The sequence below is a fragment of the Nocardia sp. NPDC004340 genome (assembly GCF_053602575.1).
The window spans coordinates 200,244-223,895 of the sequence record NZ_JBSGDW010000004.1 but is presented as its reverse complement, the minus strand read 5'-3'; the positions used below and the strand labels follow the sequence as shown (position 1 = coordinate 223,895).

General features: G+C 69.0%; 25 protein-coding genes. 19 read left to right on the top strand and 6 right to left on the bottom strand.

What is annotated here, in order from left to right:
• Positions 1 to 16 precede the first annotated feature (16 nt).
• The gene (locus ACWEOI_RS17590; protein WP_452360262.1) at positions 17 to 1,252 is read left to right on the top strand and encodes a winged helix-turn-helix domain-containing protein; all 1,236 of its coding nucleotides are present in this window, start codon (positions 17 to 19) and stop codon (positions 1,250 to 1,252) included.
• A 30-nt stretch (positions 1,253 to 1,282) separates the two neighbouring features.
• Here the strand turns inward: ACWEOI_RS17590 and ACWEOI_RS17585 are convergent, their stop codons facing one another.
• Positions 1,283 to 1,630, bottom strand: coding sequence for a hypothetical protein (locus ACWEOI_RS17585; protein WP_433672801.1), 348 nt, complete (start codon positions 1,628 to 1,630; stop codon positions 1,283 to 1,285).
• A 118-nt stretch (positions 1,631 to 1,748) separates the two neighbouring features.
• Positions 1,749 to 1,961 carry a hypothetical protein gene (locus ACWEOI_RS17580; RefSeq protein ID WP_452360261.1) on the bottom strand — a complete coding sequence of 71 codons (213 nt, stop codon included), beginning with the start codon at positions 1,959 to 1,961 and terminating at the stop codon, positions 1,749 to 1,751.
• Positions 1,962 to 2,055: 94 nt separating this feature from the next.
• Here ACWEOI_RS17580 and uvrC point away from each other — a divergent pair, with 94 nt between their 5' ends.
• The 8 genes from uvrC to ACWEOI_RS17540 all read left to right on the top strand — a co-directional run bounded on the left by uvrC (position 2,056) and on the right by ACWEOI_RS17540 (position 11,013).
• Entirely contained in the window at positions 2,056 to 4,053 is a 1,998-nt protein-coding gene (gene uvrC, locus ACWEOI_RS17575) for an excinuclease ABC subunit UvrC (protein WP_433672803.1), read from the top strand.
• A gap of 199 nt (positions 4,054 to 4,252) precedes the next feature.
• Entirely contained in the window at positions 4,253 to 5,245 is a 993-nt protein-coding gene (gene rapZ, locus ACWEOI_RS17570; protein WP_433672804.1) for an RNase adapter RapZ, read from the top strand.
• The gene (locus ACWEOI_RS17565; RefSeq protein WP_357286234.1) at positions 5,242 to 6,300 is read left to right on the top strand and encodes a gluconeogenesis factor YvcK family protein; all 1,059 of its coding nucleotides are present in this window, start codon (positions 5,242 to 5,244) and stop codon (positions 6,298 to 6,300) included. The genes rapZ and ACWEOI_RS17565 overlap by 4 nt, the downstream gene beginning before the upstream one ends.
• Positions 6,291 to 7,274 carry a DNA-binding protein WhiA gene (gene whiA, locus ACWEOI_RS17560; protein WP_120736392.1) on the top strand — a complete coding sequence of 328 codons (984 nt, stop codon included), beginning with the start codon at positions 6,291 to 6,293 and terminating at the stop codon, positions 7,272 to 7,274. Before ACWEOI_RS17565 ends, whiA begins: the two co-directional genes overlap by 10 nt.
• 212 nt (positions 7,275 to 7,486) lie before the next feature.
• Positions 7,487 to 8,506, top strand: a complete 1,020-nt coding sequence (gap, locus tag ACWEOI_RS17555) for a type I glyceraldehyde-3-phosphate dehydrogenase (protein WP_357083207.1) — start codon at positions 7,487 to 7,489, stop codon at positions 8,504 to 8,506.
• A 6-nt stretch (positions 8,507 to 8,512) separates the two neighbouring features.
• Complete coding sequence (locus ACWEOI_RS17550) at positions 8,513 to 9,739, top strand: phosphoglycerate kinase (protein ID WP_433672805.1); 1,227 nt, start codon at positions 8,513 to 8,515, stop codon at positions 9,737 to 9,739.
• 3 nt (positions 9,740 to 9,742) lie between these two features.
• Entirely contained in the window at positions 9,743 to 10,528 is a 786-nt protein-coding gene (tpiA, locus tag ACWEOI_RS17545) for a triose-phosphate isomerase (protein WP_452360260.1), read from the top strand.
• 56 nt (positions 10,529 to 10,584) lie between these two features.
• On the top strand, positions 10,585 to 11,013 hold the full coding sequence (locus ACWEOI_RS17540; RefSeq protein WP_433672807.1) for a nitroreductase/quinone reductase family protein: 429 nt from the start codon (positions 10,585 to 10,587) through the stop codon (positions 11,011 to 11,013).
• Between the two features lie 46 nt (positions 11,014 to 11,059).
• Here the strand turns inward: ACWEOI_RS17540 and ACWEOI_RS17535 are convergent, their stop codons facing one another.
• On the bottom strand, positions 11,060 to 11,359 hold the full coding sequence (locus ACWEOI_RS17535) for a hypothetical protein (RefSeq protein ID WP_433672808.1): 300 nt from the start codon (positions 11,357 to 11,359) through the stop codon (positions 11,060 to 11,062).
• A 231-nt stretch (positions 11,360 to 11,590) separates the two neighbouring features.
• On the opposite strand from ACWEOI_RS17535, the gene ACWEOI_RS17530 reads away from it, so the two are divergent.
• Entirely contained in the window at positions 11,591 to 12,178 is a 588-nt protein-coding gene (locus ACWEOI_RS17530; RefSeq protein WP_452360259.1) for a TetR/AcrR family transcriptional regulator, read from the top strand.
• A 55-nt stretch (positions 12,179 to 12,233) separates the two neighbouring features.
• On the top strand, positions 12,234 to 13,913 hold the full coding sequence (kstD, locus tag ACWEOI_RS17525) for a 3-oxosteroid 1-dehydrogenase (protein ID WP_452360258.1): 1,680 nt from the start codon (positions 12,234 to 12,236) through the stop codon (positions 13,911 to 13,913).
• 11 nt (positions 13,914 to 13,924) lie between these two features.
• Here kstD and ACWEOI_RS17520 read toward each other — a convergent pair whose 3' ends face one another.
• The gene (locus tag ACWEOI_RS17520) at positions 13,925 to 14,395 is read right to left on the bottom strand and encodes an SDR family oxidoreductase (RefSeq protein ID WP_452360257.1); all 471 of its coding nucleotides are present in this window, start codon (positions 14,393 to 14,395) and stop codon (positions 13,925 to 13,927) included.
• Between ACWEOI_RS17520 and ACWEOI_RS17515 the strand changes: the two genes are divergently transcribed.
• Positions 14,314 to 14,655: a hypothetical protein gene (locus tag ACWEOI_RS17515; RefSeq protein WP_452360671.1), complete on the top strand. Its 342-nt coding sequence runs from the start codon at positions 14,314 to 14,316 to the stop codon at positions 14,653 to 14,655. The genes ACWEOI_RS17520 and ACWEOI_RS17515 overlap by 82 nt on opposite strands.
• Positions 14,656 to 14,734: 79 nt before the next feature.
• On the opposite strand, the gene ACWEOI_RS17510 is transcribed toward ACWEOI_RS17515, so the two are convergent.
• Positions 14,735 to 15,145: a hypothetical protein gene (locus tag ACWEOI_RS17510; protein WP_433672812.1), complete on the bottom strand. Its 411-nt coding sequence runs from the start codon at positions 15,143 to 15,145 to the stop codon at positions 14,735 to 14,737.
• A 153-nt stretch (positions 15,146 to 15,298) separates the two neighbouring features.
• On the opposite strand from ACWEOI_RS17510, the gene ACWEOI_RS17505 reads away from it, so the two are divergent.
• On the top strand, positions 15,299 to 17,653 hold the full coding sequence (locus tag ACWEOI_RS17505) for a galactose oxidase-like domain-containing protein (protein ID WP_452360256.1): 2,355 nt from the start codon (positions 15,299 to 15,301) through the stop codon (positions 17,651 to 17,653).
• A 35-nt stretch (positions 17,654 to 17,688) separates the two neighbouring features.
• On the top strand, positions 17,689 to 18,465 hold the full coding sequence (locus tag ACWEOI_RS17500) for an enoyl-CoA hydratase-related protein (protein WP_433672814.1): 777 nt from the start codon (positions 17,689 to 17,691) through the stop codon (positions 18,463 to 18,465).
• A 149-nt stretch (positions 18,466 to 18,614) separates the two neighbouring features.
• Here ACWEOI_RS17500 and ACWEOI_RS17495 read toward each other — a convergent pair whose 3' ends face one another.
• Positions 18,615 to 19,439, bottom strand: a complete 825-nt coding sequence (locus tag ACWEOI_RS17495; protein WP_452360255.1) for a TIGR02452 family protein — start codon at positions 19,437 to 19,439, stop codon at positions 18,615 to 18,617.
• A 118-nt stretch (positions 19,440 to 19,557) separates the two neighbouring features.
• Between ACWEOI_RS17495 and ACWEOI_RS17490 the strand changes: the two genes are divergently transcribed.
• From ACWEOI_RS17490 to ACWEOI_RS17470, 5 genes are all read left to right on the top strand, one after another.
• On the top strand, positions 19,558 to 19,920 hold the full coding sequence (locus ACWEOI_RS17490) for an ACT domain-containing protein (RefSeq protein WP_357083168.1): 363 nt from the start codon (positions 19,558 to 19,560) through the stop codon (positions 19,918 to 19,920).
• A 124-nt stretch (positions 19,921 to 20,044) separates the two neighbouring features.
• On the top strand, positions 20,045 to 20,416 hold the full coding sequence (locus ACWEOI_RS17485) for a BlaI/MecI/CopY family transcriptional regulator (RefSeq protein ID WP_357083165.1): 372 nt from the start codon (positions 20,045 to 20,047) through the stop codon (positions 20,414 to 20,416).
• A gap of 287 nt (positions 20,417 to 20,703) precedes the next feature.
• Positions 20,704 to 21,084 carry a putative copper homeostasis (lipo)protein LpqS gene (gene lpqS, locus ACWEOI_RS17480; RefSeq protein WP_452360254.1) on the top strand — a complete coding sequence of 127 codons (381 nt, stop codon included), beginning with the start codon at positions 20,704 to 20,706 and terminating at the stop codon, positions 21,082 to 21,084.
• A gap of 100 nt (positions 21,085 to 21,184) precedes the next feature.
• Positions 21,185 to 22,321, top strand: coding sequence for a PLP-dependent cysteine synthase family protein (locus ACWEOI_RS17475; RefSeq protein WP_452360253.1), 1,137 nt, complete (start codon positions 21,185 to 21,187; stop codon positions 22,319 to 22,321).
• A 47-nt stretch (positions 22,322 to 22,368) separates the two neighbouring features.
• A complete protein-coding gene (locus ACWEOI_RS17470) occupies positions 22,369 to 23,640 on the top strand; it encodes an MFS transporter (protein ID WP_452360644.1) in 1,272 nt (423 codons plus the stop codon).
• Positions 23,641 to 23,652 lie beyond the last annotated feature (12 nt).

Genomic DNA, 23,652 nt, shown 5'->3' with positions numbered 1-23,652 from the left:
GTGGCATGGTTCGAGTGTGCCGACATCGCCGACCGGATCCCTGTCACTCGCGGCGGCGCGCCGCATCGCACTCGCGGCCCAGGGGTTCGGGTCCGCCCGGCCCAGCGCGCCGCCCACCCGGCGAACGGTCATGAAGGTCCTCGACAGCACCCGGCTGCTCCAGCTGGACTCGGTGTCGGCGGTGGTGCGGGCGCACTACGCGCCGGTGTTCAGCCGCATCGGGGCCTACGACCGAACCCTGCTCGACGATGCCGCGTGGGGGCACAGCACGCGCAAGCCGCGGCAGCTGATCGAGTACTGGGCGCACGAGGCGGCGCTGATCCCGGTGCGGGACTGGCCGCTGATGCGCTGGCGCATGGTGCAGTACCGGCACGGTCGCTGGAACGGGATGCGGCAAGTGCTGGAACGCAATCCGGGCCTGGCCGACGATGTGCTCGGCGTGGTCAAGGAGTACGGCCCCAGCACGGCCGGGGAGATCGAACGGCACCTGGAGCTGGATCGGCCACGGGCCAAGGACAATTGGGGCTGGAACTACAGCGACACCAAGGTGGTGTGCGAGGCGCTGTTCGCGGCCGGGGAGCTGACCGTGCCCCGCCGGGTCGGCTTCCAGCGGCACTACGACCTCGCGGCGAACGTCCTGCCCGCCGAGGTGGTTTCCCGCGAACCGGACGAGGCGGACGCGATCCGCGAACTGGTGCGCCGCGCCGCCCGGGCGCACGGCGTGGGCACCGAGACCGATCTGCGCGACTACTACCGGCTCACCCGCCGCCAGACCGAACCCGCCATCGCCGATCTGCTCGATGCCGGGGAATTGGAGCAGGTCACCGTGCAGGGCTGGGACAAGCCCGCCTACCTGCACACCGAGGCCCGTACGCCCCGCCGCGTCGCCGGCGCGGCCCTGCTGTGCCCCTTCGATCCGCTGATCTTCTTCCGCGATCGCACCGAGCGGCTGTTCGACTTCCACTACCGCATCGAGATCTACACGCCGGAACACAAACGGGTGCACGGCTATTACGTCTTCCCGTTCCTGCTCGACGGCGAACTCGTCGCGCGGGTCGACCTGCGCGCCGAGCGCGCGAGCGGGCGGCTGCTGGTGCCGGGCACGTTCGCCGAGCCGGGACGCGATCACGCCCGGATCGCGGGGGCGCTGGCTTCCGCGCTGCGGGAGATGGCGGACTGGCTGGAACTGGACACCGTGGAAGTGGGCGAAAAGGGCGATCTCGCACCGTGTTTGCGGCGCGAGATCGCGTAGCTCTCCGGGGACGCCCGGATCACCGATGGTTCAGAAGGGGCCGTCGGTCCAGGCGTTGAGCACGATGCCGTTCTTGCCCTCACCCCGGCATTCGATGGTCATGGGGATGAGCGGGCGCGGCGAGTCGCCCACGATGTAGGTGGGGGACTGGTAGCCGTTGCCGACCTGTCGGGCGCCCAGGCACTGCACCACCGCGGCGTACCAGGTGTCCGCGGGGCAGGTGAAGGTGGCGGTGTCGAGCGTCCGGTCGATACGGCAGGGCGAATCGGCGTGGGCGGCCGGAGCCGACACCGCGATCAGGCCCGCCGCGCCGATGCCGAGTGCGGAACCGATCGCGAGGGACCGGCGGCGCGGGTGGAGATGGTGATGGTTCGTCATCGAACAAACTCCCTCGTATGCGGACAGATCAAGCGAAACAGTTCATCCATACTGACTCGCGAGACCCACCGCACCGCCGAAACTCACGGAGATCGATGTTCCGGCGTGGCGCGCTCGGTCAGGCGGCCTGCATGCCGACCGGGGAGTTCAGCACCGCCCCACCGCAGAACAGGGAGGGTGACCGGTACCCGGCGAGCACCCCGGACACCACGATCGACGCGTCGCCGGACTCGGCCGTGGCGGGCACGGACACCGCCACCAGGGCGGCCGCGGCCAGGCAGACCGCGCCCACGATGGCGAGCGATCGGCGGCGAGTACGCAGACGGATCATGTGGGGTTCCCTCTCCTGATGAATGATCTTGTCCATACTTCGTCGCCGAGAGCGCCGCGGATGGGGTGTCGGAGGCACTGACTAACCTGGACTCGTGGCAGATCCCGCGACCTACCGGCCCGCCCCGGGCACCATCCCCGTCGAACCGGGCGTCTACAAGTTCCGGGACAAGTTCGGCCAGGTCATCTATGTCGGCAAGGCGAAAAGCCTGCGCCAGCGGCTGAACTCGTACTTCGCCGATGTGGCCGGGCTGCATCCGCGCACCCGCCAGATGGTGACCACCGCCGCCGGCGTCGAGTGGACCGTGGTGTCCACCGAGGTGGAAGCGCTGCAGCTGGAATACAACTGGATCAAGGAATTCGATCCGCGCTTCAATGTCCGCTACCGCGACGACAAGTCGTACCCGGTGCTGGCGGTCAGCCTGGACGAGGAATACCCGCGCGTCTTCGTCTACCGTGGCGCGCGCAAGAAGGGCGTTCGGTACTTCGGTCCGTACGCCCACGCCTGGGCCATCCGCGAGACCCTGGACCTGCTGCTGCGGGTGTTCCCGGTGCGCACCTGCTCGGCCGGAGTCTTCAAGCGGCACAGCCAGATCGGGCGGCCCTGCCTGCTGGGCTACATCGACAAGTGCTCCGCGCCGTGCATCGGCCGGGTGAGCGCGGCCGAGCACCGCGACATCGTGGACGACTTCTGCGACTTCCTCTCCGGCAAGACCGACCGCCTGGTCAAGCAGCTGGAACGCCGCATGCACGAGGCCGCCGACGAGCTCGACTTCGAGAACGCCGCCCGGCTGCGCGACGACGTGCAGGCGCTCAAGCGCGCGCTCGAGAAGCAGGCGGTGGTGCTGGGCACCGGCACCGACGCCGATGTCATCGACTTCGCCGTCGACGAGCTCGAGGCCGCGGTCCAGATCTTCCACGTCCGCGACGGCCGGGTGCGCGGCCAGCGCGGCTGGGTGGTCGACAAGTCCGGCGACGCCATCGACGCCGCGGCGGCCGGGGGCGAGCTGCCCGCGTTGGTCGAGCAGTTCCTGACCCAGTTCTACGGCGAGCAGACCGCGGTCGCCGCGCAGAGCGGTGACCAGCAACCGGGCGCGGTGGTTCCGCGGGAAGTACTGGTCCCGGCCCTGCCCAACGATCACGAACAGGTGCAGCAGTGGCTGTCGGGGCTGCGCGGGTCGGCGGTGCAGCTGCGGGTGCCTCAGCGCGGGGACAAGAAGGCCCTGGCCGAGACGGTGCAGCGCAATGCGCAGGAAGCCCTCGCCCAGCACAAGCTCAAACGCGCCGGTGACCTGACCGCGCGGTCGGCGGCGCTGCAGGAACTCCAGGACACCCTGGATCTGGACAGCGCGCCGCTGCGCATCGAGTGTGTGGACATCTCCCATGTGCAGGGCACCGACGTGGTGGCCTCGCTGGTGGTGTTCGAGGACGGGCTGGCCCGCAAGTCCGAGTACCGGCACTACACGATCAAGGAGGCCGCCGGGGAGGGCCGCTCCGACGACGTCGGCAGCATCGCCGAGGTGACCCGCCGCCGCTTCGGGAAGCTGCGCCGCGAACTCGACGCCGCCGAGGCCGCCGAGCTCGAATCCGATTCCGAGGCAACCGAACCCGGGCTGCCCGGCATCGACCCGAAGACCGGTAAGCCGCGCCGCTTTTCCTATCCGCCCAACCTGTACGTGGTGGACGGCGGTGCGCCGCAGGTGAACGCGGCCGCGGAGGTGCTCGACGAGCTGGGCATCACCGATGTCGCGGTGATCGGCCTGGCCAAGCGCCTGGAAGAGGTGTGGGTGCCCAACGAGCCGGACCCGGTGATCATGCCGCGCACCAGTGAGGCGCTGTATCTGCTGCAGCGGGTGCGCGACGAGGCGCACCGCTTCGCCATCACCTTCCACCGCTCCAAGCGGTCGCGGCGGATGACGGCGTCGGCGCTGGATTCGGTGCCGGGGCTGGGGTCGACTCGCAAGACCGCGCTGGTGACGCATTTCGGATCGGTCGCCAAGCTCAAGGAGGCTACGGTGGAGCAGATCACCGAGGTCCCGGGCATCGGCGTGGCGACGGCCAGGGCGGTCCTGGACGCGTTGCGTCAGCAGTAGAGCGTCGGCGTTTCGCGGCGCGCCGGGCGGGGACCCACCGGGTAGAGTGCGACACGCCGAACGGGAAATTTGCGACACGCCGTGTGTGCTGGTCGGGAGCGGAAATCACAGCTGTGTTGCGCTCCCGCCGCTCGCCTGCCGGGTTCGCGGGCGTCGGTGCAGGATGATCGAGGGAACTCCAGACACGAACCGGTAGGACATGACGCGCGTCGAAGACAGCACAGCTACTGCCGAGAACAACCCGGCAACCGAATCAGGCGAGTCCCAGCCGAATCCCCGCAAGGGGCGGCCCGGTTCCGAACCCGCTCCGGTCGAGGTGGTCATCGTGACCGGCCTGTCCGGCGCCGGCCGCGGCACCGCGGGCAAGGTGCTCGAGGACCTGGGGTACTACGTCGCCGACAATCTGCCACCCGAACTGATCGGCCGCATGGTCGATCTGGGCCGCGCCGCCGAACCGCCGATCCGCAAACTCGCGCTGGTCATGGACGTGCGCAACCGCTTCTTCACGGGGAATCTGTCCGCGGTGGTCGAACAGCTGCGGTCCGCGGGCGTGCGGACCCGCATCCTGTTCCTCGAGGCCTCCGACGACGTGCTGATCCGACGTTTCGGCTTCGCGCGCCGCCGCCATCCGCTCCAGAGCGAGAGCGCCGACGGCACCCTGACCGCCGGCATCGCCGCCGAACGCCGCCGCCTGGACCCGGTGAAGACCGCCGCGGACGTCGTCATCGACACCACCGCGCTGTCGATCCACCAGTTGCACCGCAAGCTCGAGGAGGTCTACGGCGGTGACGCCGCCAGCGTATTGCAGTTGACCGTGCAATCGTTCGGGTTCAAGTACGGAGTCCCGCTCGACGCCGACATGGTGTTCGATTTGCGTTTCCTGCCGAATCCACATTGGATTCCCGAACTCCGCGAAAAAACCGGGCAGGACGCCCCGGTCAGCGAGTATGTGTTGTCGCGCCCGGGCGCACAGGACTACCTGGGCACCGCGCACCATCTCGTCGACCTGACGACCGAGGGCTACCGCCAAGAGGGGAAGCGATACATGACCGTGGCAGTGGGCTGCACCGGCGGTAAACACCGCAGTGTGGCGATAGCGGAGGCGCTGGGTGACGCGTTGGCGGGCCATGCGGCGGACAGCGATTCGGGTGACGTCGTGCGCGTGGTCCACCGAGATCTGGGGCGGGAATGAGTGAGAGCACTTCCGGTCGCACCGCCAATCCCGCCTTCGTGGCGCTCGGCGGTGGGCACGGGCTGTATGCGACGCTGACCGCCGTGCGGCGGCTCACGCGCAAGATCACCGCGGTGGTCACCGTCGCCGACGACGGCGGCTCCTCGGGCCGCTTGCGCGCGGAGCTGGGCATGCTGCCGCCGGGCGATCTCCGAATGGCATTGGTGGCCTTGGCCGAAGAGGCCGACGGGCACTGGGCGCGAACTTTGCAACATCGCTTCGGCGGGACCGGCGCGCTGGCCGGGCACTCGGTCGGCAATCTGATTCTGGCGGGCCTGACCGAGGAGCTGGGCGACCCCGTCGCGGCCCTCGACGAGGCCGGAAAGATTCTGCGGGTCACCGGAAGAGTGCTACCCATGTCGCCGATCGCGCTGACTATCGAGGCGGATGTCTCTGGGCTGGAAGGCGATCCGCGGGTGAGTCGCTGCATCCGCGGTCAGGTGGCGGTGGCGACCACGCCGGGCAAGGTGCGCCGGGTGCGGCTGATCCCCTCGGATCCGCCCGCCTGCCCCGAGGCGACCTCGGCGATCGAGCACGCGGACGTGGTGGTGCTGGGCCCCGGGAGCTGGTTCACGAGCGTCATTCCGCACGTGCTGGTGCCGGATTTGCACGAAGCGCTGCTGCATACGCGGGCGCGGAAAGTGCTGGTGCTCAACCTCGCTGCCGAACCGGGCGAAACGGCCGGATTCTCCGCGGAACGGCACCTGCATGTATTGTCCCAGCACGCACCGGATTTCACAGTCGACCATGTTCTGGTGGACTCCGGTTCCGTACCCGAGGGTAGGGAACGCGAACATCTGGCAAGAGCTGCCGAACAGCTGCGTGCGCGAGTAACCTTCGCTGATGTCGCCGAGGCGGGGACGGACCGGCACCACCCCGGAAAGCTTGCCGCCGCACTGGATCAGGTGATCCGGCAACCTCGGCCGGAATCAGCAGGGCTTCGAGTCGAAGGACGGCATATGGGCCAACGTGTGCGGTCCGGGTTGGGTGGAAAGGAGCGCGTCTCGTGGCGATGACAGCGGAAGTGAAGGACGAGCTGAGCCGGCTCTCTGTATCACAGGTGAGCTCGCGCAAAGCGGAATTGTCCGCGCTACTGCGGTTCGCCGGTGGATTGCACATCGTCGGCGGTCGGGTGATCGTCGAAGCCGAAGTGGATATGGGTTCCATAGCGCGTCGGCTGCGTCGAGAGATCTTCGAGCTGTACGGATACGGCTCGGACGTGCATGTCCTCGGCGCCGGAGGGCTCCGGAAAACCTCCCGGTATGTAGTGCGAGTTTCCAAGGAAGGCGAGGCGCTGGCGCGCCAGACCGGTTTGCTCGACGTGCGCGGCCGGCCGGTCCGGGGCCTGCCCGCGCAGGTCGTGGGCGGCAGCATCGGCGACGCCGAAGCGGCTTGGCGCGGGGCGTTTCTCGCGCACGGCTCGCTCACCGAGCCGGGCCGGTCCTCGGCGCTCGAGGTGAGCTGCCCCGGGCCGGAGGCGGCGCTCGCGCTCGTCGGCGCGGCCCGGCGCATGGGCATCTCGGCCAAGGCGCGCGAGGTGCGCGGCACCGATCGCGTCGTGGTGCGCGACGGTGAGGCCATCGGCGCCCTGCTCACCCGCATGGGTGCGCAGGACACGCGGCTCACCTGGGAGGAGCGGCGCATGCGCCGCGAGGTCCGGGCGACCGCGAACCGGCTGGCCAATTTCGACGACGCGAACCTGCGTCGGTCGGCGCGCGCGGCCGTGGCCGCCGCGGCCCGGGTGGAGCGGGCGCTCGAAATACTGAGCGACGATGTTCCCGACCACCTGGCCGCCGCGGGCAAGCTGCGGGTGCTGCACCGGCAGGCCTCGCTCGAGGAGCTGGGCCAGCTGGCGGATCCGCCCATGACGAAAGACGCTGTCGCGGGCCGGATCCGGCGACTGCTGTCGATGGCGGACCGGCGCGCCAAGGAACTCGGCGTGCCCGACACCGAAAGTGCCGTCACCGCAGAGCTGCTCGAAGAGGCATGATTCCGCTGCGGTGCCGCCTAAACTGAGGCCAACCGCACGGTGATTCCGTCCGGAAGCGTCGCAACCCCAACGGTTGCGGCGCTTCCGGTCGTCTGTGACGTATGTGAACGTTTCGGTAGTTCACCGTGGCGGGGGTGTGTCCGTGATGTTTCCGTTACAAGGCTAGGGTTAGCCCTGCAACGGAAACGATCCGCAAAGCTGAGGAGCGAAACGTGACTGTCCGGGTAGGTATCAACGGCTTCGGCCGCATCGGGCGAAACTTCTTCCGAGCCGTCGAGGCGCAGAAGGCCCTCGGCACCACCGACATCGAGATCGTGGCGGTCAATGACCTGACCGACAACAAGTCGCTGGCGACGCTGCTGAAGTACGACTCGATCCTCGGTCGCCTGCCGCAGGACGTTTCCCTGGACGGCGACGAGACCATCGTCGTGGGCGACCAGCGCATCACCGCACTGGCCATCAAGGAGGGCCCCGCCGCCCTCCCGTGGGGCGACCTGGGTGTCGACGTGGTCGTCGAGTCCACCGGTATCTTCACCGACGCCACCAAGGCCAAGGGCCACCTGGCCGCCGGCGCCAAGAAGGTCATCATCTCCGCGCCCGCCAAGGGCGAGGACATCACCATCGTGATGGGCGTCAACGACGACAAGTACGACGGTTCGCAGAACATCATCTCGAACGCGTCCTGCACCACCAACTGCCTGGGCCCGATCGCCAAGGTGCTCAACGACTCCTTCGGCATCGAGCGTGGTCTGATGACCACCGTGCACGCCTACACCCAGGACCAGAACCTGCAGGACGGCCCGCACTCGGATCTGCGTCGCGCCCGCGCCGCCGCCCTGAACATCGTGCCCACCGGCACCGGCGCCGCGAAGGCCATCGGCCTGGTGCTGCCCGAGCTGCTCGGCAAGCTGAACGGTTACGCGCTGCGCGTGCCGGTTCCGACCGGTTCGCTCACCGACCTGACCGTCGACCTGGCGCGCGCCGCCTCGGTCGAGGAGATCAACGCCGCCATGAAGGCCGCCGCTGACGGCCCGATGAAGGGCATCCTGAAGTACAACGTCGACCCGATCGTCTCCTCCGACATCGTGACCGACCCGCACTCCTCCATCTACGACGCGCCGCTGACCCAGGTCATCGACAACCAGGTCAAGGTCGCCTCGTGGTACGACAACGAGTGGGGCTACTCCAACCGTCTCGCCGACCTCGTCGGCCTCGTCGGCAAGTCCCTCTAAGCGCCGATGACGATCAAGACTCTCCAGGATCTGCTGAACGAGGGCGTCGAGGGCCGGGGCGTGCTGGTGCGCTCGGACCTGAACGTGCCGCTCGACAACGGCGTCATCACCGACCCGGGCCGCATCATCGCGTCCGCGCCGACCATCAAGGCGCTGGCCGAGGCCGGCGCCAAGGTCGTGGTGACCGCGCATCTGGGCCGCCCCAAGGGCGAGCCGGACCCGAAGTTCTCCCTCGCCCCGGTCGCCGCGCGACTGGCCGAGGAGCTGGGCCGCAATGTCCAGCTGGCCGGTGACGTGGTGGGCCAGGACGCGCTCGCCCGTTCCGAGGGCCTCACCGACGGTGATGTCATGCTGCTCGAGAACATCCGTTTCGACGCGCGTGAGACCAGCAAGGACGAGGCCGAGCGCACCAAGCTCGCCAACGCCCTGGTCGAACTGGTCGGCGACGACGGCGCTTTCGTGTCCGACGGTTTCGGTGTGGTGCACCGCAAGCAGGCGTCGGTCTACGACGTGGCCAAGCTGCTCCCGCACTACGCGGGCACGCTGGTCGCGGCCGAGACCGAGGTGCTGAAGAAGCTCACCGAGGACCCGGCCCGCCCGTACGCGGTGGTGCTCGGCGGCTCCAAGGTCTCCGACAAGCTGGCGGTCATCGAGGCGCTCGCGCCGAAGGTCGACACGCTGGTCATCGGCGGCGGCATGTGCTTCACCTTCCTTGCCGCACAGGGCCTTTCGGTGGGCACCTCGCTGCTGCAGGAAGAGATGATCGACACCTGCAAGGACCTGCTCGACAAGTACGCCGACGTCATCCACCTGCCGGTGGACATCGTGGTGGCCGACAAGTTCGCCGCGGACGCGGAGTCGAAGACGGTGCCCGCCCACGAGATTCCGGACGGCTGGATGGGTCTGGACATCGGCCCCGACTCGGCCGCCCGCTTCGGCGCGCTGCTGACCGAGGCCAAGACGGTGTTCTGGAACGGCCCGATGGGCGTGTTCGAGTTCGAGAAGTTCGCGGCCGGTACCCGGGGTGTCGCCGAGGCGATCGCCACGGCCACCTCGAAGGGCGCGTTCACGGTCGTCGGCGGTGGCGACTCCGCCGCGGCGGTGCGCACCCTGGGTCTGCCCGACGACGGTTTCTCGCACATCTCCACCGGTGGCGGTGCGTCGCTGGAATACCTGGAGGGCAAGGAACTCCCCGGTCTCGCTGTGCTCGAAGAAACACAGTTGGAGGACTGAGCCATGGCACGTAAGCCTTTGATCGCCGGCAACTGGAAGATGAACCTCAACCACCTCGAGGCCATCGCTCTGGTGCAGAAGATCGCGTTCGCGTTGCCGGAGAAGTACTTCGACAAGGTCGACGTCACGGTGATCCCGCCGTTCGTGGACCTGCGCAGCGTGCAGACGCTGGTCGAGGGCGACCGTCTCCTGATCACCTACGGTGCCCAGGACGTGTCGACCCACGACGAGGGCGCCTACACCGGCGAGATCAGCGGTTCCATGCTCGCGAAGCTGGGCTGCACCTTCGTCGTGGTGGGTCACTCCGAGCGGCGTCAGTACCACACCGAGGACGACGCCACCGTGCTGGCCAAGGCCAAGCAGGCGCTGAAGTACGGCATCACGCCGATCGTCTGCATCGGTGAGGGCCTGGGCGTCCGCGAGTCCAAGACCCACGTGGAGTACAACCTCGAGCAGCTGCGCGGTTCGCTCAAGGGCCTGACGGCGGAGGAGATCTCCAAGGTCGTCATCGCCTACGAGCCGGTCTGGGCCATCGGCACCGGCAAGGTCGCCACCCCGGCCGACGCGCAGGAAGTCTGCGGCGCCATCCGCAAGGAGCTCGCCGAACTGGCGAATCCCGAAGTGGCCGCGGGCGTCCGCGTCCTCTACGGCGGCTCGGTCAACGCCAAGAACGTCGGCGAACTGATCGGCCAGGCCGACATCGACGGCGCTCTGGTGGGCGGCGCGTCGCTGAAGGGTGACGAGTTCGCCACCCTCTCGGCCATCGCCGCCGGCGGTCCGCTGCCGTAACGGTTTCCGTCGCACAGGGCCGGGCATCCCACGGATGCCCGGCCCTTGTCGGCAGAATGGCCGGTATGAGCGACTGGAATACGAACATCATCAACGAGTTCCGGGCCAATGAGGGCCGGGTGGGCGGTCCCTTCGAGGGCGCGCCGATGATCCTGATGCACCACCGCGGGCGCAAGAGCGGTCGTGAGCTGGTCACGCCGACCATGTACATGGCCGATGAGCAGGACCCCGCCGTGGTCTACGTGTTCGCCTCCAAGGCGGGCGCGCCGACGAATCCGGACTGGTACTACAACCTGGTCACCGCCGGGAAGGCCGTGGCCGAGATCGGCACCGAGACCTACCCGGTCGTCGTCACCGAGGTGACCGGCGCGGACCGTGACCGGATCTTCGCCGAGCAGGCCCGGCGGTATCCGGGATTCGCGGAGTACGCGGAGAAAACGGCTGGGATCCGGACTATTCCGGTGCTCGCGCTGCGTCGCGTCTGAGGTCGGCGGACCGGTGGGGCCCGGCCTCGGGTGAGGCCGGGGCCGGTCAGTGCTCGTCGTAGTGCCCCTCGTGCGGCGCGTGGCGGTGCCCGTCGTGGATGTAGTCGACGTGGTCGCCGTGGGGCACCGCGGCATGGCCGCAGCCCTCGCCGTGGACGTGTTCGTGATTGTCGTGCGCGGTGTGGCCGGACGGTTCGCACTCGTCGTAGTGGTCGCCGTGGGCTCGGTGCAGATGCCCGTCGTGCACGTAGTCGGTGTGGCCGTCGTGTGGAACGGCGACATGTCCGCAACCTTCGCCGTGGACGTGCTCGTGTCCGGCGTGCGGGGCGTGCGATTCGGTACTCATGGCGTGGATTCCTTCCTTGTGCAGGATGTTCCTCTCCGGGCATGCTTCATCCACTCATCATTATGTGCGCATCGGTCGTATTCATCGGGCTTGGGTGAAGACCTCAATGTGGAATCGGCAATGTCATGGCGAACTGTGTATTCGTCGTCGGCCGCGCTAGATGACTTCGACTCCACTCTTGACAGTAACTGTCATAGGGGGAGATCCTGTCGTCAGGCGAAGGAGGCATGGATGTCATTGCGGGAACGGCAGCGGCGGCAGATCCGCGGGGAGATTCAGCGGGCGGCGTACGAGTTGTTCGCGGCGACGGGGTTCGGGGAGGTGACGACCGAGCAGATCGCGGCCGCGGCGGGGGTTTCGGCGAGCACGTATTTCCGGCACGTGCGCAGCAAGGAGGACCTGCTGCTCGACCCCGTGCGTGAAGGTGGTGCCGGGATCGTGGCGCTGCTGGAGGAGCGGAACTCGGGGGAATCGGCGGATGTGGCGCTGGCGCAGGCGATTCTGACTCGGTCCACGACCCTCGCCGCGCAGGACCTGGAGCAGTGGCGGGCGGCGTTCCAGACCGCGCCGCATCTGCTGGAACGGGTCGCGCTCATCACTCCGGAACATCGGACTCGGTTGGTCGAGCTGGTCGCGGAGCGGATGGGGCGGGACGCGGGTCAGGACAGCACGCCGGGCCTGCTGGTGCATCTCATGCTGGCGGCGGCGGAGTTCGGATATCTGCAGTGGCTGCGGAATTCGGCGCATCCGGAGATGTCGCTGGCGGTGTGCGTCGAGGGCGCGCTCGACGCCGTGACGGGGGAGCGCTGGCGCGGCTGAAAAGCCTTGGCGTGTCGGTGAACAGCTTCGAACAGAACAATCAGGGTGAGGAACAATGCAGGACGACAAAGCGACCGGCCAGAACTTCGATGTGATCGTGGTGGGATCCGGTGCGGCGGGTATGGCGGCGGCGCTGACCGCCGCGAAGCACGGGCTGTCGACGGTGATCGTCGAGAAGGCGGCCCACTGGGGCGGATCGACGGCGAGATCCGGCGGCGGCGTGTGGATTCCGGGCAACACGGCACTGCGACGATCCGCTCCGGCCGATGATCTCGAGGCCGCGCGGGTCTATCTGAAGGACATCATCGGTCCGGGCGTGCCGCCCGAACGCATCGACACTTTCCTGGACCGCGGCGCGGAGGCGTTCGACTTCCTTGCCGCGCACTCGCCGCTGCGCATGCGGTGGGTGCCCGGCTACTCCGACTACTACCCGGAGGCCCCCGGCGGCCGCTCGCACGGCCGATCGGTCGAGCCCGCCCCGTACAACGCCACCGGGCTGGGTGCCGAATTGTCCACCCTGGAACCGGATTACGTGCGCGCCCCGAAGAACGTCGTGATCACCCAGGCCGAGTTCCGGCAGTTGCACCTGGGCCTGCGCAACCCGCGCAGCCCGCTGACCGGCGCTCGCGTCGCGGGTCGCTGGCTGGCGGCGACCGTGCTGCGCCGCCGGGTCCTCGCCCGCGGCCAGGCCCTCAGCGCCATGCTGCGCGCCGGTCTGCTGGCGGCGAACGTCCCGCTGTGGCTGGAGACGCCGCTGCTCGACCTGCGCACCGAGGACGGCCGGGTCACCGGCGTGGTGGTGCGCCGCGACGGCCACGAGCTGGTGCTCACCGCCCGCCGCGGCGTGATCATCGCGGCCGGCGGTTTCGAGCACAACGAGGCCATGCGCAAGCAGTACCAGCGCGAACCCATCGGCACCGACTGGACCGTCGGCGCGAAGGCCAATACCGGCGACGGGATCCGGGCGGGCGAGAATGCCGGTGGCGCCGTCGAATTCATGGCCGACGCCTGGTGGGGTCCGTCCATCCCGCTGCCCCGCCTGCCCTGGTTCTGCCTGGCCGAACGCAATCTGCCCGGCAGCATCGTGGTCAACGACCGCGGCGAGCGGTTCATGAACGAGTGCCTGCCCTACGTGGAGGCCACCCACGAGATGTACGGCGGCGAGTACGGCCAGGGCGCGGGCCCGGGTGAGAACCTGCCCGCCTGGCTGATCTTCGACCAGCGCTACCGCAACCGCTACCAGTTCGCGGGCGTCCCGCCCCGGCAGTCGCTGCCGGGCCGCTGGTTCAAGTCGGGCGCGCTGACCCGTGCCGACTCGCTCCCCGAACTCGCCGAGAAGATCGGCATCCCGGTCGAGAACCTCCGCGCCACGGTGACCCGATTCAACGAATTCGCCACCACCGGAACCGATCCCGACTTCGGTCGCGGCAACAGCGCCTACGACAACTACTACGGCGACCCGCGCAACCGCCCGAACCCGAACCTCGGCGCACTGGAGACCGGCCCGTACTACGCCGCCAAACTGGTCCCCGGCGACCTCGGCACCAAGGGCGGCCTGAGCGCCGACACCGACGGCCGGGTCCTGCGCGCGGACGGTTCGGTGATCGAGGGCCTGTACGCGGCGGGCAATGCCAGCGCCCCCGTCATGGGCCACACCTACGCCGGTCCCGGCGCGACCATCGGCCCCGCCATCGTCTACGGCTACCTCGCCGCCCTGCACGCCGCGGGCAAGTAGTCGCTCCGGTCTCAGGCCAGCACCGCGCCGCCGTCGAGCGTGAGCACGGCGGCGGTGGCGTGGGGCTGGCCGATCAGGAAGACGAAAGCCTGCGCGATGTCGTCGGTTTCGGCGATGCGCCGCAACGGTGTCGCCGAGGCACTGTCGGCATAGAACTGTTCGCGCAGGTCATCCGGGAAATTCCAGAGCGGGGAGCGGACCACCCCGGGCATGACCGCGTTCACCCGGATCGGGGCGAGCTCCACCGCGAGCGCGCGGGTCAGCGCCTCGATCGCACCGCACATACTCGACGGGACAGCGGAACCCGGCACCGGGGGTCGGCGGCACGGCCGGATTCCGTCCGGCCGCCCGGCGGATCGCCCAACGCTGGGCCCGTCAGGGTGAATCCACCGGCGCGGGAATGGGTTTCGACACCGGCGTCCTGGTGACCGCGGTGGACCGGCAGGCCCAGATCGAAGCCGCCGCCGTGGTCGGCACCCCATTGCTCACGGTCACCGAACCCACCGAGACCGCTACCGCGGCCGCCTTCGGCCACACCGCGATCCTGGCGGGCCGTCCCGGCAATGTGGCCGCCCTGACCGAGGCGGGCCGATTGTTCGGCCGCATAGCGCATCTCGTCGACTCGGTCGAGGATCTGCCCGATGACGTGGCACGCGGCAAATGGAATCCGCTGGTGGCCACGGGTTCCGATGTCGCCGAGGCGCACCGGCTGTGCGTTGTGGTGGGGCTGTTGCTGCTGTGAGGAGACCTGCTGCGATTGCTGAGGTCGACGCGGGTGCGGTGAGCCGCCCCCACCGGGTGGGCGGCTCACCTCTCGCGTATCAGTGCGACGAGCCCGAGGCGGAGCCGGTCGGGAGGAAGCCGCCGATGCTGCCGGTGCTGAAGTTCGAGGAGCCGGACACGGTGGTGGTGGTGTTCAGGGTCCAGGTGCCGCAGCCGCTGGTGAAGAAGCCGACGTCGGTGGACTTGATCTCGACCGTGGCGTTGCCGCCGACGGCGCCGCCCGCCTCGATGGTGCCGCCGGTGCCACCGGCGAGCGAGGACAGGCGCGCCCAGGCGCACAGCTGGGTCGCGGTCGTGGTCTTATAGATGCCGGGCTGAATGTCGATGCCGACCTTGAAGGTGGAGTCGGAGCCGATGACGGTGGCCAGCGACGCCTCCGCGGTGCCCGCGCCGGCGAGCAGGGCGGCGGCGGTGAGCGCCAGGCCGTTGGCCCAGAGTGCCTTGTTCATGGTGAAATCCTCAGTGTGTGAAACGAGAGCGTTTCGCAGGTTAATGGGTTTCCCATTCGCCGGGAGGGTTTTCCCTAACCTGGCGTAAACGGCCATCGGCGAGATCTGGACATCGGCTCCCGCATGCCGCGTGGGACACCGATAATGTGCTGTGTGGCAGGACAATTCGTTCCCATTCCCGATTGGTTCTCGCGTGACAATCAGGACTGCGGCATCGCCGTCGCCGACCTGAGCGGACAGGGCGCACTCGACATCGTGGTCCTCATGGTCGACGACCCGGCCGGCCAGAACAGCGGAAACTACCGCGTCGGCCACACCCTCGCCGCCGACGGCACGGTCGGGGAGTGGGGGCCCTGGCTGCCGGTGCCGGACTGGTGGGGGTGGGAGAACCAGGGCGCGGGCATCGCCGTCGGTGACCTCAACGGCAATGGCCGCCCCGACCTGGTGGTCTTCCTTGTCGACAATCCCGCCGGTCAGAACCAGGGCTACTACCGCATCGGCCGTGACCTCGCCCCCGACGGCGCTGTCACCGGCGGCTGGACCCCGTGGCAGCAGATCCCGGACTGGTACGGCTGGGAGAACCAGGGCGCCGACATCTGCCTGACCCGCATCGACGGCGAACCGGTCCTGGTGGTGCTGGCCGTCGACAATCCCGACGGCCAGAACAGCGGCCGATTCCGGCTGGCCAAGGGCCTGGCCGCGGACGGCTCGGTCGGGCAGTGGACGCCGTGGCTCGAGGTGCCCGACTGGTGGGGGTGGGAGAACCAGGGCGCGGGCCTCACCGTCGCCGACCTGGACGGCGACGGCCGCCCCGAGCTCATCGTCTTCACCGTCGACCACCCGCGCGACGGCAACGGCGGGCTGTACACCGTCGGCTGGGGCCTGGACGGGACCGGGCACTGCGTCGACGGCTGGAGCCGCTGGTCGCGTGTGCCCGACTGGGATTTCGCCGCCAATCAGGGCGCGGCCGTCGCGCTGCTGCCCGGCGCGGGCGGGCTCCCGAAACTGGTGGTGGGCGCCATCGATCACCCCGCGGGCGGCAACTCCGGCTACCTGCGCGTCCTGGACCTCGACACCGATCTGGCCACCGCGGCCACCCAAGGCGCCTGGCGCATACTGGATTTCGGGACCGAGGTGAATCCGGTGCACGCGGCGTTGCTGCACACCGGCGACATCCTGTTCTTCGCCGGATCCGGCAACGACCCGGATCGGCTCGATGCCCACGAGTTCCGCACCCGCGTCTGGCATTACCCGAATCCCGGCCTGGCCGCGCCCGCCACACCCATCGACCTGTTCTGTTCCGGGCAGGCGTACCTGCCGGACGGGCGGGTGCTGGCGGCGGGGGGAACCGGGCAGTACGACCCGTTCTTCGGCCTGCGCGACACCCTGATCTTCGATCCGGCGACGCTGGCGTGGACCGCGCAGCCCGATATGAATTACGGGCGTTGGTATCCCACCCTGACCGCGCTGAAAACCGGTGAGGTGGTGGCCGTTTCGGGACTCGGCGCGGACGGGTTCCTGTCGCAGACGCCGGAACTGTTCGATCCCGAGAAGCTCACCTGGTCGAAACTGCCGGTGCCCGGACCGATCCCGATGTACGCGCATCTGGTGTTGCTCGCGGACGGCCGCATCTTCTACACCGGCGGGCAATACGGCACCAACAACGGTATGCGGCCCTCGATCTGGGATCCCGTGCTCGGTTCGGTCACCGAGGTGCGCGGCCTCTACGATCCCGAATCCCGCAGCCAGTCCACCAGCGTGCTGCTGCCGCCCGCGCAGGCGCAGCGGGTCATGATCCTCGGCGGCGGCACCGTCGACGCGCACGGCCCCGGAATGGCATTGTCCGATACACGCATCGCGGATCTGAGCGCAGCCACGCCCGCCTACCAGGCGGGTCCGCCCATGACCTACGCCCGCATGCACGTCTGCGCGGTGGTGCTGCCGGACCGCACCGTGCTGGTCACGGGCGGTTCGGCGATGGAGGAGATGGCCGACGCCGTCCCGCCCAGCGGGGAGATCTACGACCCCGCCGCGGGAACCTGGACCCCGACCGCCCCGCAGCGGGTGGCGCGGCTGTACCACTCGGTGGCGCTGCTGACTCCCGACGGCAAAGTCGTGACGGCCGGATCGAATCCGCAGCGCAAGACCGAGGAACTGCGCATCGAAGTGTTCTGGCCGCCCTACCTGTTCCGAGGCGCTCGACCGGAGTTCGAGATGACCTCGGGCACAGTGGAATACGGCGTGACGCTGACGCTGACCACATCGGCCGACGTTCGCGAGGTGAGCCTCATGCATCCCACCTCGTGTACCCACTCCTGTGACAACAACCAGCGCCTGATCGATCTGCCGATCACCGCGACCGCGGCCGGCACGGTCTCGGTGGCCATGCCCTCGAATCCGGCGTTGGCTCCACCCGGCTGGTACCTCGTGGCGGTCGTGGACGCCGACGGGGTTCCCTCGGTCGGCCGATGGCTGCAACTGGGAGTGGCCGCGCCTTCGCCCGTGTGACCGCGAACGGCGGCCACCCGCACTACCGTGGAAGCATGACCGCGGAGTACGAGTACCTGCTCGTCAAAACCGATGGTGACACCATCACCATCACCATGAATCGGCCCGATCGGCGTAATGCGTTGTCCGCCGATCATCTGTCCGAACTGCTCGCGGCGTTCCGGGCAGCGGGGGAGACCGACGCGTCCGGCATCGTGCTGGCCGCGGCCGGGCCCGTATTCAGCGCGGGGCATGATTTCGCGGATGTCGCCGCGCGCGACCTGCTCGGTGTTCGCGACCTGCTCACCCTGTGCCAAGAGGTCATGACCACCCTCGAGGAGGTCCCGCAGGTGGTGATCGCGCGGGTACACGGCCTGGCCACCGCGGCCGGTTGTCAGCTCGTCGCCTCCTGCGACCTGGCCGTCGCCGCCGACTCCGCGGGCTTCGCGCTGCCCGGCGGCAAGGGCGGCTGGTTCTGTCATACCCCGGCTGTACCCGTCGCACGGTCGATCGGCCGAAAGCGCTTGATGGAGCTGGCCCTGACCGGCGATGTGATCGATGCTCGCACAGCCGTCGACTGGGGCTTGATCAATTACGCGGTCCCGGCCGCCGACCTGGACGCCGCGGTCGCCGACCTGCTCGGCCGGGCCACGCGGGGGAGTCGTGCCAGCAAGGCCCTGGGCAAGCGCACCCTCTACGCGCAGCTCGACCGCCCCGAAGCGGACGCGTATACGCTCGCGCGGGAAGTCATGGCCGCCGCCTCCCAATTGCCTGGCGCGAGTGAGGGAATGGCCGCTTTCCTGGAGAAGCGTTCGCCCGTCTGGCCGGATTGACGGGAGCAGGCCGACCACCGAGCCCGGTCGCGTCTCGACCGATCCGGGAGTGCAAGTATCCAAGTCTGTAGATATTGCAATCTGAGCATGGATTGCGTGGATGTCGCGGCTGCCGCGAGACCCGACGTGGGTTCCGCGGGCAACCGCGACTACGAGGATGCGGCCGAGCCGAATCGGGCTTCGAACGCGGCGCGGTTGGCCGAGACGGGGGAGCGGTCCCAGACCGCGAAGACGACCCGTTCGAAGGCGGCGCCGTGGACGCGCAGTGCGAGGTCGAAGGCTTCGGCGACTTCGTTCGGGTCATTGCGGAACACGCCGCAACCCCAGGCGCCGAGCACCAGTTCGCGCACTCCGTGGTGGGCCGCGACGGCGAGCACGCGGGTGGCGCGTTCGGTGAGGAGGCCGCGCACGTCGACCGAGTGGCCCGAACGGTCCGCTAGCGCACCGGCATTCGGGGCGGGCGAGGTCAGGAAGGACGTAGTGAACGGGTGCGGGTCGAGTTCGCCGCGGTCGTCCCGGATGACCGGTACCTCGGGGGAGTAGATGACCCGATGGCTGTAGCCGAGGTCGTCGGAGGCGCGGTGGGCCTCGTAGTAGCGGGGTGTCTCGAGCAGGCACCGGTAGAGCAGGGCGCTGCGGCAGAGATCCTCTTCCTGAGCGCGGGCGCCGCGAATGTAGCCGCCGCCGGGGTTGCGGGCGGACGCGAAGTTGAGCACCGCCAGCCGTTTTCCGCCTTCGGCGTGGATCCGGCGCGCGGCTGGGACGCTGCCTTCGCCGGTGACCTCGAGGCGTCCGGTGAACGGTCCGGTGACCGGCGTGTAGAGGTCTTCCTCGGGCTCGTGGCAGACGGTCCAGGCGCGGGCCTCGGTCAGCGGGGAGCTGATGTCGACGAGGGTGCCGTCGCTGGTGCGGTAGGTGCCGAGATCGGCGATCTGCTCGTTCTCGGTGGCGATTTGTCTTGGGCTGGTGGTCATTTCGCCGACTCTACGGGTCGGTCCAGGAACCGTCACCCGAATTTTAGTCGCTAACACCAATACCGGTCGGTGCGGTGGGCGAAACGGGATTGTCGGGCCCGCCGCCTACGATGTGGCCATGACCGGCTCCCAGCGTTTGCGGATCGTCCCGTCGCAGTTCGCGGTGGATCATCTGCCGAATTCGACGTTTCCGGAGGACGACGAGTGGATCGCGCTGGTGCGAGCGCCGGAGGGGCTTACTGTGATTCGGGAAGCGCCGGCGTGGGCCGAGGGGGAGACCTGGAAGGGCTTCTACGGTATCGACGCCGGGAGCCTGAACTCACCCGGCACGCTGGCCGCGCTGATCGGGCCGCTGGCCGATTCGTCGATCCCGGTGTTCGTGGCCTCGACCTTCCACGCCGATCTCATCCTGGTTCCGGCGCATCGGCTGGAGGAGGCGTCGGCGGCACTGCGGGACGCGGGACACCGCCTGGCGGAGTGAAACTGCTGCGGAACCGGCGTGGCGGACCCGGGCAACGCCATATGTTGTGAGGGCGGGCAGCCCATATTACTGTCTACGTACGTAGAACGTACGAATGGCGCGCCGAGGTGAGGAGACGTCGGACGTGAGTGCACGAGGCTTCGGGGATCTGGAAACCGTCATCATCGAACGGATCTGGGATCGCCCCGGGAAGACGACGGTTCGCGAGCTGTTCGACGAGCTGGCCGCCGAGCGCGACATCGCGTACACCACCGTCATGTCCACCATGGACAACCTGCACCGCAAGGGCTGGCTGGAGCGTGAGCGGGTCGGTAAGGCCTACCGCTACTGGGCCAGTCTCAGTCGCGAGGAGTACAGCGCCCGGCTCATGCGTGAGGCGCTGGGCAGCGGCGGCCGTTCGGAGTTGGTGCTCGCGCATTTCGTGGAGCAGATGAGCGCGGAGGAGTCCGAGGGGCTGCGCGCGGCGTTGCGGAAGTTCACGCGCGGCAAGCGCTGATCGTCGGGGGCCGGTGGCCCTCTCTCTGTCGTAGGCACGGCGCGAGTTCGGCGTGTCGGGTGTTCCAATGGCGCGAACCCCATGCGTGTCGTGGTCTTTTGCCCCGTGTTCGCCTCGCGCGGACGTGAACCCGGTCACCGGGTTACTACGGACTACGTACGTAGATAGTAGATTGTTTCGGGAGCGTGTCCATCGGATTCCGTCGCGATGACCTCGTACGGCGACCGTGACCGCTCGACCGGTGAAAGTGACGGCGGAACAGTCGAATTCGGGCAGGAGGTGGCGGCGTGGGCCGTGGCGGCGGTTCGGGCCGGTTCCTGTGGGGACTGCTGTTCGCCGTGCTGGTGCTGGTCGCCGCGATCACCGACTGTGCCGCCGGGGCGGGCGCTGACCATTCGCCCGGATTGAGCCATGCCCAGGCCGTCGGTGTCCCCGACGAGCCACTGGGCGGCGAATCCGCACACTGTGACCCGCATGTCGAACACGCCATCCGTTCGGCCTCACCCGGTGAGGAGCACGCTCCGGAGTTCACCACCGAGCGGATCGCGGTCGAGGTCGGTCTCGCGAATCAAAGCGTCGCCAACGCCGTCCACGGTGTGCGCGGACCGCCGGGAGGCGCGGTCGGCGGCCGAATACTGCTGACGCGCTTGTGTATCGCCCGACGCTGATCGGTCAGCGGCAGGCCGGGGCCCAGTGCCCGCGGCCGGAGTCCGTTGCCGTGCACGTCATTCCGCCGTATAGGGCGGTCCGATACCGAAAGCGACAGTCATGGACCGAGGTCTGCTCGACGAATTCGACATGCTCACCACCAGTTCCGGCTTGCCCGTCCTGGCCCGCGAACCGCGCGCCCTGGTGGGCAATACGCCGGTGCTGTGGGTGGGCGAGCCCTTCGCACCCGCCGGGCGCGGCTTCTGGGCCAAACTCGAAGGCCGCAATCCGGGCGGTATGAAGGACCGGCCGGCGTTGCACATGGTGCGCCGCGCCCGCGAGCGCGGCGATCTCGCACCGGGCGCGCGAATCATCGAATCTTCCAGCGGCACTCTGGGGCTGGGGTTGGCCCTGGCGGGGCTGGTGTACGGGCACCCGGTGACGGTGGTGACCGATCCCGGGCTGGAACCCATGGTCGCCCAGCTGCTCGCGGCCTACGGCGCGCGGGTGGACCTGGTGCGCGACCCGCATCCGGAGGGTGGCTGGCAGCAGGCGCGCCGCGATCGCGTGGCCGAACTGCTGGCGGCGGAGCCGGGTTCCTGGTGCCCCGACCAGTACAGCAATCCCGACAATGTGGACGCCTATGAGTCTCTGGCCCGGGAACTGATCGAGCAGCTGGGCGGTGTGGACGTGCTGGTGTGCGCTGTCGGCACCGGCGGGCACTCCGCCGGCATCGCCCGCGCCCTGCGCCGCACCAATCCAGCGTTGTCGCTGATCGGCGTGGACACGGTGGCCTCCACCATCTTCGGCCAGCAGGCTGGTCCCCGCCTCATGCGCGGGCTGGGTTCGAGCATCCATCCGCGCAATGTCGACTACGCCGCCTTCACCGAAATCCATTGGGTCGCACCGGCCGAATCGGTCTGGGCCTGCCGCACCCTGGCCTCGGGCTACCTGTCCAGTGGCGGCTGGAGCGTCGGCGCGGTGGCGCTGGTGGCCGGGTGGGCGGCCCGCACCCATCCCGAGGGCGCCCGCATCGCCGCCGTCTTCCCGGACGGTCCGCACCGCTACTTCGACACCGTCTACAACGACTCCTATTGCGCCGCACACGGTCTGCTGGACGCGGGCCAACCGGTGGGTCCCGATGTGATCGCCCATCCGCGGGAGCGGCAGGTCGAGCGCTGGACCCGCTGCACGACCGTCATCGACCCCCGCATACCCGACCACCCGCGTGACGCGACCCCGGGGCCGCAGTCGTGAGTGTCGTGGCGAAGTTCCGCGGGTTCGACCGGGCGGCCCAGCTGCTCATGGTCAACCAGTTCGGCATCAATCTCGGCTTCTACATGCTCATGCCCTATCTGGCCGGATACCTGTCCGGCCCCTTGGGTTTGGCGGCGTGGGCGGTCGGTTTGGTGCTGGGCGTGCGCAACTTCTCGCAGCAGGGCATGTTCCTGGTGGGCGGCACGCTGGCGGATCGGCTGGGGTACAAGCCGCTGATCGTGGCCGGATGTCTGTTGCGGACCGCGGGTTTCGCGCTGCTGGCGTTCGCCTCGGATCTGCCGAGCCTGATCATCGCCTCGGCGGCGACCGGTTTCGCGGGCGCGCTGTTCAATCCGGCGGTGCGCGCCTACCTCGCCGCCGAGGCGGGGGAGCGGCGGGTGGAGGCGTTCGCGGTGTTCAACGTCTTCTATCAGGCCGGGACCCTGGCGGGTCCGCTGGTCGGATTGGCGTTGCTGGCGTTGGATTTCCGGGTCACGGCGGCCGCGGCGGCGGTGGTGTTCGCGGCGCTCACCGTCGCGCAGTTGTTCGCGTTGCCCGCGCGCCGCGCGGCCGAGCCCGCCGTGCGGACCTCGGTGCTCGAGGATTGGCGCACGGTGGTGGCGAATCGCCGGTTCGTGGCGTTCGCGGTGGCCATGGTCGGCTCGTATGTGCTGTCGTTCCAGGTGTATCTGGCGCTGCCGTTGCAGGCGGAATTCCTGGCGGGGGACCGGGCGCAGACGGTCACCTCCGCGTTGTTCGTGATCTCCGGTGTCGTCGCGGTCGCGGGCCAGTTGCGCATCACGGACTGGTTCCGCGGCCGGTGGGGGACCGGGCGTGGTCTGGTGGTGGGGGTGGCGTTGCTGGCGGTGTCGTTCCTGCCGTTGGCGATCGTGCCGTCGGGCGGGATCTTCGGTGACGCGGTGGCGCTCGGCGCGCTGCTGCTGGCGGCGGCGGTGCTGGCGGTGGGGACGGCGGCGGTGTTCCCGTTCGAGATGGACACCGTGGTGTCGCTGTCGGGAAATCGGCTGGTGGCCACGCATTACGGCTTCTACAACACCGTGGTGGGCATCGGCATCCTGATCGGCAACCTGGCCACCGGCGCACTGCTGGGCGCGGCGCACGCCGCGGGCGCGGAGTGGGCGGTCTGGCTGGGACTGGTGGTGATCGGCGTGCTCGCGGCGGTTGCGCTGGCGGTGCTGGACCGTTCGAGTCGCGAGCCCCCGCCAGGCGGTCGGCATCGCAAACGGCCACCGCATCGGATGGCCCCGCCCGGCCGGGTGATCGACTACCCGACCCAGCCGCTGCCGGCGCGGCGCTGATAGCGCCCGCGG